Below are 12,288 nucleotides of genomic sequence, written 5' to 3' on the forward strand. Positions count from 1 at the left end.
TGCGGTGCCGCCGTCGCCGCCCATGGCGATGATGTTCGTGCCTTCGAGTTTCCCCTTGTGCTTGAGGGCGTAATAAACGCCGGAGGCAATGGCCGCCGCGTTTTCGAACAGGCTGTGGATCCAGGGGGCCGACCAGGAGGATTGGGGATAGCGCGAGGTGAAGATCTCGGAGCATCCGGTGCAGTTGGTGAAAATGGACCGCGGTCCTGCGGCCTGGGCGACGATGCGCATGGCGAGCGCTTCGCCGCAGCCGAGGCAGGAGGTGTATCCGGGTTTCAGGACGCGATTGGTGTAATCGAACGGTACGGGTGATGCCACGTTTTCATCCTCCGTATTTCGGTGCGTTACGGCGTATGCACGTTTTGCGTCACGTTCACGAAAAACAACACGCGCCCCGCGAGCGGGGCGGCTAACTGTTACGGCACGAGGTCGGGGAGGAGTTCCTTTTTCAGGCGGAAGTATTCGTACGCTTTCTGGCGTTCGCCCTTGGCGACGCGGTCGATGATCTCGCGGATGCCGTCGGGCGGGACCTCGCGGCCGGCCAACTGGACGCAGAAGCCACTCACGGGAATCTTGAGGCCGGCGTCGTAAAGCACTTCCTTGACCTCCGGCGTCATGATGCCGCCCGCGCCGAAGGAGCCGCCCTTCTCGATGACGGCAATCTGCTTGGCGCCCTTGGTGGCCGCGAGGATCGCGTCGCGCGGGAACGGGCGGAAGACTTTCAGGCGCACGAGGCCGACCTTCTTCCCCTCGGCCCGCAGTTCGTCCACGACGTCCTTGATCGTGCCGCTGATGGAGCCTTTGGCCACGAGAACCGTCTCGGCATCGTCGCTCTTATACTTTTCGATGAGTCCGCCGGAGTCTCGGCCGAAGGCTTTGGCGAACGCGGCGCTCGCTTCCTCGATGACCTCGAGGCTGCGGAGGCAGGCGTCGTGGACCATCCAGCGGCCTTCCATGCACTTGTCGGGCTCGCAGAACGCGCCGAACGTCGCCGGGTCGTCCACGTCGAGTTTCAGGACCGCCTCGTAGGAGCCGAGAAACTTGTCGGTGAGCGCTTGGTCCGGGATTTCGGTCGGCTCGAAAACGTGCGTCAGCAGGAAGCCGTCGAGGTTGACCATCACGGGAAGGAGGACGCGGCGGTCCTCGGCGATCTTGAAGGCCAGGACGTGCATGTCGCACGCTTCCTGGGAATCCTCGGCGTAAAGTTGGAGGATGCCGCAGTCGCGCACCGACTCGGCGTCCTGGTGGTCGCACCAGATGGAGAGCGGGGCCGAGAGGCTCCGGTTCGCGCACCCGAGGACCACCGGCAGGCGCATGCCGGCCATGTTCCAGAGGACCTCGGTCATGAGGATTAGGCCCTGGCTGGAGGTGGCGGTGTAGGTCCGGGCGCCGGCGGCCGAGGCGCCGAGGACGACGCTCGCGGCGCCGAATTCGCTCTCGACCTTGACGAACTCGGCCTCCAGGTCGCCGTCGGCCACGATCTGCGAGAGTTCCTCGGAGATGTGGGTCTGCGGCGTAATGGGATAGGCGGCGACGACCTCCGGCCGGCAGCGGGCGACGGCGTGGGCGACGGCCATCGCGCCTTCGAGGATTTCCTTCGCCATCACTTCTCCTCCATCAACATGTCAATATCATTCACGGGGCATTCGACCGCGCACATGCCGCAGCCTTTGCAGTAGTCCGGGTCGAAGTCGAATTGCTTCTTCTTCGGGTCGCCGAAGACGCAGCCTTCGGGGCAGACCATTTCGCATCCGCGGCACCCGGTGCAGTCCTTCTGCTTGAAGACCGGGCGCTGGGTCCGCCAGGCGCCGGTCTTATTGGCGAGGCTCTCGCCGGGGGGGGCGACGCAGCCGATGGAAAGTTTTTCGATGCTGAGCAACTTGTTCGCCATGCCGCGTCCTCGCTTTCGTGACGGCCCGCGCCCCGCAAGTTTACCCGCCGTGGCGGGCGGGGCGGCTAAATGTGACGGCCCGCGCCCCGCAAGTTTACCCGCCGTGGCGGGCGGGGCGGCTAAACGTAACGGCCGCTAAGCCGCAAGCGGCGGTCGTTTGCCGTTCAATCCGCAATCCGCAATCCGCAATCAGGTTGCGTTTCTGGCGGCGTGGAAGGCCTTGGCGACGGCCTCGGCGTTGAGGTCGCCGATCTTCCCGCCGAATCGCTCCTTCACCGCCGCCTGGAGCGATTCCAGGCTCACCAGGCCCGTCGTCCCCGCGAAGGCGCCGACCATGACCATGTTCGGGATAGGCCGGCCGATGACGTCCATCGCAATCTTGGTGCCGGCGACCGCCTTGAGGGTCGTGCCCGCGGGGGTAGCGATCTCCTGGGGCTTTTCGGTGTTGACGACGGCCATGCCGCCCGCCTTCAGGCCGCCGAAAATGTCCACCTGGCCGAAGAGCGTCGGGTCCTGGACGATGAGGTAATCGGGTTCCTCGATGACGGCGCGGGTGCGGATGGGCTTATCGGAGATGCGGCAAAAGGCCCGCACGGGGGCCCCCATCCGCTCGGACCCGAAGGCCGGAAACGCCTGGCTCACCAGGCCGTCCTTAAACGCCGCCTTGGCGAGGACCTCGGCGGCGGTGACGCTCCCCTGCCCGCCGCGACCGTGAATCCGAATCTCCTTGAGCATCCGCGGGTCTCCTGCCTCTCAGGCACGTCGCCCAGCCGTCCGTCGGGACAAAAGCAAGGAAGGACGATTCTACACGCCGCGACCGACGAATCTTCCCGCCGCAGACGGGAGAATCCGGTTCCTGGCTCCACTCAGTTGCGGGGTTGAAGCGGCCATGGGCCTGCGGCGTAACCTCTTGCGCCAGCGAGGCTTAGGGGCGGTCAGCCCGCGAGGCGAAGCGTGCAGCCCTCGAGCGTTACGCGGCCGCGATTTGACTTTTCCCCATTTCTGGTGTATAGTATCCTCGACGTACGACACCCGGGGGGGAGTCGCGCGAAACTATTCCTCGCCGAATCCCAGAGGGTGTTCTCTATCGCGGGATGATTCCCGTGACAGAGGCAGCCGACAAAGGGGGAGTTTCCGCAAGGTCGGTGTTCGTGGCCGGCGCCCTGCCGGCAGAACCCGCCTCGCCTTGGGAGAGGGAGAGGGATCCATGGCCGCTTTCACACATCGGTTGGTCTGCGCTGCTGCTCTCGTGCTTCTCGTCGTACAGGTCGAGCCGGTCATCGCGTCGATACCAGCGGATTACGTCTGGACGACCGCCGCCTCCGGCATCTGGAACCTGAGCGACAACTGGACGCCTTCGGGCGTGCCCGGCGACAGTTCGTCCGACACCGCCACCATCAGCATCACGGGCACTCCATATACGGTGACGCTGGACACCGCGCCGACCATCGCGGGATTCACCCTCAACTCGGACAACGCCATCTTCCTCATTCCGGGAGGGACGTTGACCGTCAACGGCCCCTCGGCAATCCAGGCGGGCGAGGTCCAGATGGACAACGGCACCTGGGCGGGATCCGGAACGTTGACCAATGACGCCACCCTCAGGATCCGCGGCAGCGTTCAGATCTCCGCCCCCCTCACGCAGAATGGTCAAGTGACCATCCAGGGGGACGGCACCGTCGGCGGCGCCTCCCTGAACGCCGCCTCCAGTTTCCAGAACTCCGGCGTCATCACCCTGACGAGCACCGGCGGCGGCTACCCGGCCACCCTCAGCACCACCTCGCTCGGCCAGACCCTCACCAACACCTCGGCCGGCCTCCTCCAGGTCCTCCCCGGCGCCGGCGGACCCCGCTACCTCACCCTGGACCTCACGAACGACGGCACCGTCCAGATCGACGCCACCACGTCCTTCAACCGTAACGGCGCCACCTTCACCAACAACGGCTCCGTCCAGATCGCCTCCGGCCAGACCCTCGAGATGAACGCCGGCAACCAGACCTTCACCCACAACGCCGGCGCCGACCTCGACTTCAACTCCGGCAGCGCCTTCTCCCTCGGCGGCGGCATCTTCAACCACAACGGCGGCACCCTCAGCGGCACGCCCCGCCTCCAGAGTTCGACCCTGAACATCGGCTCCGGCGTCACCACCGCCGCCGACTTCCTCCTGTGGGGCGCCTGCGTCCTGACCGGCGACGTCGCCTCCGCCCAGACCCTCACCGTGGCCGGGGACGGCGCCGTCGGCCCCGCCTCCCTGAACGCCGCCTCCAGTTTCCAGAACTCCGGCGTCATCACCCTGACGAGCACCGGCGGCCCCTACGGCGCCACCCTCAGCACCTCGCCCGGCCAGACCCTCACCAACGCCTCGGCCGCCTTCCTCAAGGTCCTCCCCGGCGCCGGCGGACCCCGCTACCTCACCCTGGACCTCACGAACGAGGGAACGCTCTATGTCGGCACAACGACCTACTTCGACAGGTCCGGCGCCACGTTGACCAACTCCAGCACGGGCCGCATCACCGGCCCCGGGAACCTGGTGTTCTCCGGCACGACGCTTGTGAACAACGGGACGGTCGCCCCCGGCGCTTCCCCCGGCACGCTGACCATCACGGGCGACTACAATCAGTCGGCCACGGCCGTCTTGGAGATCGAGATCGGCGGACTTGCGCCCGGCACCGACTACGACACCCTGGTCGTCACCGGCACGGCGCTCCTTGACGGAACGGTTGACGTGTCGTGGTACGGCCCGTACGTGGCGAGCAAGGGCGACACGTTCGACGTGCTGACGGCCTCGGGCGGGATTACCGACAATGGCATCGCCCTGGCTCTCGCGGACGCGAAGGCATGGCAGATCAACTGGCTGGGCGGTTCGACCGTCACGACGCTCCAGTTGGAGTACGTGCCGGAACCGGCGACCCTCTCGCTCCTGGCCGTGGGCGGGGCGCTTCTCGCGCTTCGCCGGCGCCGCTAGGCGAGGGACGCCCGGCCGAGAAGTAGCGCGGCACCGAGAGATTGTGCGACCTTCAGGAAGATCGGGTGCGGGGCCTGGTTTCCCCGCACCCGGTTTCTATCGGAGACTACCCGGTATCCCCCGCGGCAGTAGTGCTGAAGGAGACAGCGGCCGATCTACGGGTTGAGAAAACCCGGGCCGTCTGGTAAAATGTGTACTCGGTCCGGCCCCTCGGCGAGGAGGACGCATGGCACCGGGTAGCACGCCCTCTGGCAAAAAGACGCCCTCGCGGACCGGCTCGCCACGTCGAGTCGCCCGTGTACGTCCCCCGGCGCTGCGGCATCGCGACGTTCACGGCGGGCCTGTGCGAGGCGCTGGCGGAAGAGGTTCCAGAGGCGCACGTCGCGGTGGTGGCGATGAACGACCGCCCCGAAGGATACGATTACCCGCCGCGCGTCGAGTTCCATGTCAACGCCGAACGCCTCGAGGACTATTACAACGCCTTCAACTTCATCCAGGCGGGCGGCTTCGATTTCGTCAACGTGCAGCACGAGTACGGGATCTTCGGCGGCGAGGCGGGGAGCCACCTCTTGGCGCTGGTGCGCCAACTGCGCATGCCGCTCGTCGTTTCCCTCCACACGGTCCTGAAGAACCCGGGCCCGGCCGAGCGGCGCGTGCTCGAGGAACTCGTGCGTCTGGCGGATCGGCTGGTGGTGATGAGCCCGCGGTCGATCCGGCTCCTGGAGGATGTGTACCGCGTGGAGCGGGAGCAGGTCTGCCTGATCCACCACGGGATTCCCGACGTGCCGCGCACCGATCCCGACGCGCACAAGGCGGAGATCGGGGCCGAGGGGCGGCGCGTGATTCTGACGTTCGGCCTGCTGTCGCCCGGCAAGGGGATCGAGTACATGATCGAGGCGATGCCGGCCATCGTCGCCAAGCACCCCGACGTCCTGTACGTCGTCCTGGGGGCGACGCACCCCAACATCCGCCGACAGGCGGGCGAAACGTATCGCACGAAACTGGAGCAACTCGCCCGCGAGCGCGTGGCCGACCACGTCGTCTTCCAGAACGAATTCGTCGGCCTCCGCAAACTGTTCAAGTACCTGATGGCCGCGGACCTGTACGTCTCGCCGTACCTGAACCAGGACCAGGCGGTGTCCGGCACGCTGGCCTACGCGATGGGGACCGGCAAGCCGATCATCTCGACGACCTACTGGTACGCCCTGGACATGCTGACGAAGGGCCGCGGCCGCCTCGTCCCGCCGCGCGACTCCGAAGCCCTCGCGTGGGCCTGCGTGGACCTGCTGACGAACGAGGCGGAGCGGACGGCGATGGGGGAGCGCGCGTACGCGTTCAGCCGGCAGATGATCTGGCCGGAAGTGGCCCGGCAATACCTGGCGCTGTTCAAGGAGATCCAGAAAGAGCACGAGTCGCGGCCGGAGCCGGTCCTCCTCGTCCGTTCGCCCGACGGAGCCGCACTCGGACTCGAAGAGGCCGTCCCGGGCGCACGCCTGGCGGGCGAACTGCCGGCCGTCAACCTCGAACACCTGCGGCGCCTGACCGACGATTTCGGGATCATGCAGCACGCGCGGTACATCGTGCCGGACCGGCGTCGCGGCTACACGACGGACGACAACGCCCGCGCGCTGATCGCGGCGATCCTGGCGCGCTACGTGACGCCGGACGACCCCACCCTCAGGCCGCTCGTCACGCGGTACCTGAGTTTCGTGGACCTGGCGTTCAACGTGCGCACGGGGCGGTTCCGGAACTTTCTGAGTTACGGCCGGCGGTGGCTCGAGGAGGAAGGCTCGGAAGACAGCCACGGCCGGGCGCTCTGGGCCCTCGGAACGACCGTCGCGATGGACCAGGACTCGGGGCACCGGCTCCTGGCGGCCGACCTGTTTTGCGAGGCTTTGCCCGCCGTCGAGAGGATCGCCTCGCCGCGGTGCCTGGCATTCACTCTGCTCGGCATCCACGCCTACCTGGAACGGTTCGGGGACGATCCGAACATGCGGCGGGCGCGAGAGAAGATTGCGAAGCGGCTCTACGAACCTTTCCGCCGGGCCGCGACCGACGGCTGGCCCTGGCCCGAACCCGCCGTCACCTACGCCAACGCCCGCCTGCCCCAGGCGCTCATCCTCGCCGGCAACGCAATAGGGGAACCCGAGATGCTCGCCAAGGGCCTCGAGGTCCTCCGCTGGCTCCTCCAGATCCAGCAGAGCCCCAGCGGATGGTTCTCGCCGATCGGCAATCAGGGATGGTACGAGCGAGGCAAACAGAAGGCCCAGTTCGACCAGCAGCCGACCGAGGCCCACGACATGGTGGAAGCGTGTCTGACGGCCCACGCCGTGACGCACGAGACCCAGTGGCTGGACCACGCCCGGGCGGCCTTCGAGTGGTTCCTCGGACGCAACGACATCCTCATGCCGCTCTACGATCCGTCGAGCGGCGGGTGCCGCGACGGCCTCCATCCCGACCGCCCCAATGAGAACCAGGGGTCCGAAAGCACGCTCGCCTGGCTGCTCTCGCTCCTGAGGATCCATCTGCACCAGCGGGCGATCGAGAGCGATCGCCCCGGCCGCTCACGCCGCACGCCTCGCGGCGACGCGGGCACGCCCGCCCTCGCCGACCCGGCTCCGGAGGAAACACCATGACGCCGACCGCCCCGCCCACCTGCGCCGCCGCTTCCCCCGCGACCGCAACCAGACCGAAGCCCGCGGCCTCGCCGCGAGGCGGGCCCGCGCCGACCGGCGAGACCCTGCGGGACGTGGTCGTCGTGCTCATGGCGGGCGGCTTCGGTACGCGGTTCTGGCCCCTCGGGACCGCCGAGCAGCCGAAACAGTTCCTCACGGCCCTGGCCGGACGGTCGCTCTACCGCCAGGCCGCCGAACGCGCCCGCACGCTCGTCCCCTGGGACCGCATCCTCGTCATGACGAACGTCGCGCACGTCGGCCTCGTCCGCGAGCAGACCCCCGAGGTGCCCGAGGCGAACGTCATCGGCGAACCGATGCGGCGCGACACGGCGGCGGCGGTGATCCTGGCGGCCCTCGTCGCCGAACGCCGATTCCCCGGCAGCATCCTGGTCACGACGCCCGCCGATCACCTCGTCTCGAACCTGGACGCCTTTCGCCGGACCGTCGCCGCCGCCGTCGCCCGCGCACGCCTGGGCGGCCTGGGGACGATCGGCATCCGGCCGACCTACCCGGCGACGGGTTTCGGATACCTGAAACTCGCGCGCCGGCCCGGCGACGCCGAGCCGGTCCGCGTCCTGGAGTTCGTCGAGAAACCCGACGTCCCGCGGGCCGCCCGGTTTGTGGCCTCCGGCGAATACCTCTGGAACGCCGGCATGTTCATCTGGAAAGCCGGGACGCTGCTGGAGGCGGCGAGGCAACTTTTGCCCGACGTGTCCGCGGCGCTCGAGCCGCTCGCGGAATCGGCCGGAAGCCCGGCCTTCGCCGAACGCGCCCGCCAGGCCTTCCAGTCCCTCCGCGCCATTTCCGTGGATTACGGCATCATGGAAAAGGCCCGGGACGTCTGGTCCGTTCCGGCGACGTTCGACTGGAGCGACGTGGGCGGCTGGCTGGCCGCTTCGGACCTTCTGCCGGCCGACGCCGACGGCAACTGCGTCCGCGGGAGCGTCCTGCTCGACGCCGCCACGGGCAACATCGTCGTCGCCGGCGGCAGTCGTCCCGTACTCGTCGTGGGCGTGAAGAACTGCGTCATCGTCCACGGGCCGGGCGGCACCCTCGTCTGCGACAAATCCCACGCCGAATGCATCAAACCCCTCGTCGAAAAAATCCTCAACAAATAAAACAAATAGGGACAATGCCTTGCTCCGGTTCGAGGGTTCGTAAGTGATTGAAGCGGCTCAAGTTCTGTCCGCGAGGGTCCGATATCTGCGGCATGGGAGGCTTGGGGAGGGAGAGTGCCATGCCGACGATCCGCGAAACGCTGGACTTGGAGGATTTGGTCATCACGGTGTACGCCGCCCTGGACGACGCCCTGGCGGAAGCCGGCCTCGTCACACGGGACGGCAAGTTGGTCCCGCGTCCCGGGCCGCCGCCGGCGCTCTCGGCCTGCCCGCCGACTTGTCCGCCAAAGCCCGCAGGGCGACGGTGAAAGCCCCGGAGGGCGAAGGCGGGTTCGGAGCCGTCGCGTTCGGGCTTCGACCCCAACCTACCGGGTTGCACTCAAACCCCGAACGAAACCGCCTCAAACCCTGGCTGCCGTAGCCCGACTTGTCCGGCGTAGCCCAAATGGCGAAGCCGGAAGGGCGAAGGCGGCTCTCGCGCGGCCCCTGAGCCTGCCGATGGGCTCTCGTTAACATCGCCCGTTAGTTAACAGCGCTAACGTGTCAAGGCCCCTGAACGGGGGGATTTCGAACTTACCGGCCGAGCCCCTGCCCCGATCCCGGAATGGCGGCTTTGGGTCAATCCCCCGGTTGGGTGGCGGGCTGGGTGGTTGTGGGCCTGTTCTGTTGCCACCACTCGTTGAAGGCTTTGCTGCTGCCTAGGACCGGCGCGTTGGTCATCCCGGCAAGAGCCTCAGCTGCATACCGACCGACAGGCGGCGGCTCGTACCAGGCCCACGCCTTTGCCGGCGAGACCGGTCCCGACGGTTCGTCGTACTCCAGCAGCGCGTGGACGCCCAGCAGACGCGGCAAGGCAGTGGCGGTGTCGTCCATGAGGCGGGCGATTCGCTCCACATCCTCGCGCTGCTTCAGCGAGGCCAATGCCTCGACGGCCAGACCGCGGATACCTGGATCGTCGCTCAGCAGCAGCTCCCTCAGTTCAGGCGCATCGGTGAGCGATGGCCACGCTGCGTTGCCTTGGGTGCCCCCTCCAAGCAAGCGATCCCATGATCGGGCCTTCTGAAGTTTCAGAAGCTCATCCCGTGTGGGATGCCTCAATTTGTCTTCTGGGACCCGGGCAGCCGCATTGCCCGCCAGCGTGCGCGTTAACGCAGCAATGCCCTTCAACCGAGCCAGTACACTTGTGTTCACCGGCGCGGTCTCCGGCTGCGCGGGCTGGATAGCAGCCTGTGTGGCGGGGGCCGCCTCTCCGCGCGGGGCGAACGCGTGAACCCTCGGACCTTCTGCGGGCGTCTGGGGTTTGGCCATGTCGACCAGGAGTGTGGCTTCTCCGGACACCAGAAAGATAGTGTGAATCTGGGTCTGCGGGCCCCGAACAGGAAACTTCTCGATCCGGGCAGTGAGAAGGTACTGGCCTGATTCCTTCACAGCGAAGTACTGCCGCACATCAAAGAAATGGACGCAAAACCAGCCGGGATTCAGTGCGATTCCTGGTCCGCTGATCTTCACGGTGGCACTGTTGATTCTGGGCACGAATTGGCCCTCGGAATCCTTCATCTCCAGCGTGAGCGAAGGCGTGGGCAGGACGCCCTCTTTGTCTGTCTTCATCAGGTACCCGATACTCACGGGCTTCGGCGAGACATTCGTGACTGCCAGCAAGATCGCGTTGCCTCTGGGATCGATCCCGCACTGCAATCCCTCCACGGCCTGACCCCATTGACGTACCGGGAGCTTGAGATGCGCCTGAGGGCGAGTGGCAGCCAACTGATTCTCCAAGGTGTGGTCCATCGCCTTGATGCCGACTCGGCCGTCCTTCTCGGTAAGCCCCACAAACCAGATGACCCTCTCGCCCTTCTGAACAGTCCGCTCCTGGCGGCCCCGAGCCCTATGACACCAATACCTCAATCGAAGAGTCTCGCCGGTCCTCATACCGGCATCCAAAGCCATCACCACCCGAAAACTCTGCATGGCCTCGACGATGCCGTCATCTCTGCCCGTAGCGACGCGGGGATCGTCTTGCGCTTCGCACAAGACCACGAACATCAGGTTCCCGGCCTTGAGTGCTTGCGTGACGGATAAGTCGCTGCCGGGCAGTTCCGCCGGTTGCTTGGCAGGGGCACTCGCTGTGCCATTACCAGTACAAGCCACTGCGACCCCAAGAAAAAGCCCCAATCCAACTGCCAGGTATCTGCGCATAGTGGCTCTCCCACGTTCGATCTAAACATTAGACGCCGCACACGGGGCTTGGTTCCAGCACATTTCGACCGACTCGTCAAGGCCCCCGAACGCGGACATTTCGAACTCTCCTGCGGTAGCTAGGGAGTAGAGGGGCCCGGCTTCGCCAAGGCTCCGCCGCGCCAGGCGCCGCGGCCCTTCGACTTCGCTCAGGGCAAGTGGCGTCCTCTACACCGGCTGCCGGACAACCCTTCGGCCTTGCTCAGGGCAGGCTCGCCGGTCCCAAGGGGAAGGCCCGGCTTCGCAGCCAAGGCCGCTACCCCGTGGCAAGCCGTTGTGCCTGCCCGCCGTAGCCGGCAGGCGAAGGCGGGGGCGATGGCTCAAGAAGTGCCCATGCCTGCCTGCCGACTTGTCCGACGAAGCTTGCAGAGCGAAGGCGGAAGTTCACCCGCCCGTGGCGGGCCTTGGCGAAGGAAGGTTCCACGACGATCCAGGCCGCATGTCCGCCGATGAGCGGCTGGATGAAGTTGCCGCCCTCCCGGCTTCCGGCTTCCGAGTTTGCTACTCTGCGAAGTGGCGACCCTGCTCTGTCCCGGCGCGCCGGGACTACGCAGGGCGGAGAAGAGAGCGCCACTCCCTGCTCTGCGAAGCCCGCTACGCAGGGCGAAGCAGAGTCGCTACGAAGCACGAGCCGCGTTGACCCGGGGAGTTAGTTCTTGACGGTGCGCGTCCGTCTTGGTAAGGAGACGAGCCTATGAGCGTCATCGATGACCTTAACAGGCTGGGGCGGGCGCTTGCTGACCAGGGTCTCGTGATCGGTGCGGGCGGCAACATCAGCGCGCGCGACGGCGAGCGGATGGTCATCAAACCTTCCGGCTACGACATGGACAAGTTGCGTGACGACCAGTGGGCCATCGTGGAGATCGCGACGGGCAAGCACCTCTCCGGCCCGCGGCCGGCGAGCGAGTGGGAGTTGCACCTGCGGGCGCTGCGAACCCGGCCGGAGGCGAACTTCGTTTGCCACGCCCATCCCCCCATCGCCGTCGGCCTCGTGAGCGGCGGCGCGGACCTGGAGGCTTACTCGCCCGACTTCGTCGCCTTCGTGGACCGCGTCGAGCACGTCCCGTTCATCATGCCCGCCGGGCCCGAGTTGGCCTTGGCCGTCGAAAAGGCCCTTGCGACGGGGGCCCCGGCGGTCGCCCTGCGGAACCACGGCTTCGTGACGCTGGGGCGGACGGCCAATGAGGCGCTGGTTCGGATGAGGTGCATCGAGGACGGGGCCAAGACCCAGATGGCCGCTCTTATTGCCGGCAAGCCCCGGCCTCTCTCGGCCCAAGAGCAGGACGCCATCCGGCGGATGGACGTGGAGGCGTACCGGCGAAAGGTGCTCGGCAACTCATAGGGTCCGCCGTCGCCCGAACCCGCTAGAACGCGGACGGCTGGAAGGGATACCGCTGGGCCAGG

General features: G+C 66.8%; 10 protein-coding genes. 5 read left to right on the forward strand and 5 right to left on the reverse strand.

Features of this window, described 5'->3' with window-relative positions; genetic code table 11:
• The 4 genes from NTX40_03665 to NTX40_03680 all read right to left on the reverse strand — a co-directional run.
• Nucleotides 1-318: pyruvate ferredoxin oxidoreductase (locus NTX40_03665; GenBank protein ID MCX5648183.1), on the reverse strand; the 318-nt coding region annotated here is incomplete at its 3' end.
• Between the two features lie 98 nt (nucleotides 319-416).
• Nucleotides 417-1,604 (reverse strand): pyruvate ferredoxin oxidoreductase, encoded by a 1,188-nt coding sequence (gene porA, locus NTX40_03670; protein ID MCX5648184.1) that lies wholly within the window; start codon nucleotides 1,602-1,604, stop codon nucleotides 417-419.
• Nucleotides 1,604-1,891, reverse strand: coding sequence for a 4Fe-4S binding protein (locus NTX40_03675; GenBank protein ID MCX5648185.1), 288 nt, complete (start codon nucleotides 1,889-1,891; stop codon nucleotides 1,604-1,606). Before NTX40_03675 ends, porA begins: the two co-directional genes overlap by 1 nt.
• Nucleotides 1,892-2,080: 189 nt before the next feature.
• Nucleotides 2,081-2,626 (reverse strand): pyruvate ferredoxin oxidoreductase subunit gamma, encoded by a 546-nt coding sequence (locus tag NTX40_03680; GenBank protein ID MCX5648186.1) that lies wholly within the window; start codon nucleotides 2,624-2,626, stop codon nucleotides 2,081-2,083.
• Nucleotides 2,627-3,098: 472 nt separating this feature from the next.
• On the opposite strand from NTX40_03680, the gene NTX40_03685 reads away from it, so the two are divergent.
• From NTX40_03685 to NTX40_03700, 4 genes are all read left to right on the forward strand, one after another.
• The gene (locus NTX40_03685) at nucleotides 3,099-4,856 is read left to right on the forward strand and encodes a PEP-CTERM sorting domain-containing protein (protein ID MCX5648187.1); all 1,758 of its coding nucleotides are present in this window, start codon (nucleotides 3,099-3,101) and stop codon (nucleotides 4,854-4,856) included.
• A 296-nt stretch (nucleotides 4,857-5,152) separates the two neighbouring features.
• Entirely contained in the window at nucleotides 5,153-7,492 is a 2,340-nt protein-coding gene (locus tag NTX40_03690) for a glycosyltransferase family 4 protein (protein ID MCX5648188.1), read from the forward strand.
• Nucleotides 7,489-8,649 (forward strand): sugar phosphate nucleotidyltransferase, encoded by a 1,161-nt coding sequence (locus NTX40_03695; protein ID MCX5648189.1) that lies wholly within the window; start codon nucleotides 7,489-7,491, stop codon nucleotides 8,647-8,649. Before NTX40_03690 ends, NTX40_03695 begins: the two co-directional genes overlap by 4 nt.
• Before the next feature lie 119 nt (nucleotides 8,650-8,768).
• Nucleotides 8,769-8,957, forward strand: coding sequence for a hypothetical protein (locus NTX40_03700; GenBank protein ID MCX5648190.1), 189 nt, complete (start codon nucleotides 8,769-8,771; stop codon nucleotides 8,955-8,957).
• Between the two features lie 310 nt (nucleotides 8,958-9,267).
• On the opposite strand, the gene NTX40_03705 is transcribed toward NTX40_03700, so the two are convergent.
• Complete coding sequence (locus NTX40_03705; GenBank protein ID MCX5648191.1) at nucleotides 9,268-10,845, reverse strand: HEAT repeat domain-containing protein; 1,578 nt, start codon at nucleotides 10,843-10,845, stop codon at nucleotides 9,268-9,270.
• Nucleotides 10,846-11,578: 733 nt separating this feature from the next.
• Between NTX40_03705 and NTX40_03710 the strand changes: the two genes are divergently transcribed.
• Nucleotides 11,579-12,226: a class II aldolase/adducin family protein gene (locus NTX40_03710; GenBank protein ID MCX5648192.1), complete on the forward strand. Its 648-nt coding sequence runs from the start codon at nucleotides 11,579-11,581 to the stop codon at nucleotides 12,224-12,226.
• Nucleotides 12,227-12,288 lie beyond the last annotated feature (62 nt).

The sequence above is a fragment of the Planctomycetota bacterium genome (assembly GCA_026387035.1).
Lineage (GTDB): Bacteria > Planctomycetota > Phycisphaerae > FEN-1346 > FEN-1346 > JAPLMM01.

What these genes read in the sequence shown, in the direction of transcription:
- porA (MCX5648184.1), bottom strand. Translation starts at nt 1,604, where the DNA reads ATGGCGAAGGAAATCCTCGAAGGCGCGATGGCCGTCGCCCACGCCGTC.
- NTX40_03675 (MCX5648185.1), bottom strand. Translation starts at nt 1,891, where the DNA reads ATGGCGAACAAGTTGCTCAGCATCGAAAAACTTTCCATCGGCTGCGTC.
- NTX40_03680 (MCX5648186.1), bottom strand. Translation starts at nt 2,626, where the DNA reads ATGCTCAAGGAGATTCGGATTCACGGTCGCGGCGGGCAGGGGAGCGTC.
- NTX40_03685 (MCX5648187.1), top strand. Translation starts at nt 3,099, where the DNA reads ATGGCCGCTTTCACACATCGGTTGGTCTGCGCTGCTGCTCTCGTGCTT.
- NTX40_03695 (MCX5648189.1), top strand. Translation starts at nt 7,489, where the DNA reads ATGACGCCGACCGCCCCGCCCACCTGCGCCGCCGCTTCCCCCGCGACC.
- NTX40_03700 (MCX5648190.1), top strand. Translation starts at nt 8,769, where the DNA reads ATGCCGACGATCCGCGAAACGCTGGACTTGGAGGATTTGGTCATCACG.
- NTX40_03705 (MCX5648191.1), bottom strand. Translation starts at nt 10,845, where the DNA reads ATGCGCAGATACCTGGCAGTTGGATTGGGGCTTTTTCTTGGGGTCGCA.
- NTX40_03710 (MCX5648192.1), top strand. Translation starts at nt 11,579, where the DNA reads ATGAGCGTCATCGATGACCTTAACAGGCTGGGGCGGGCGCTTGCTGAC.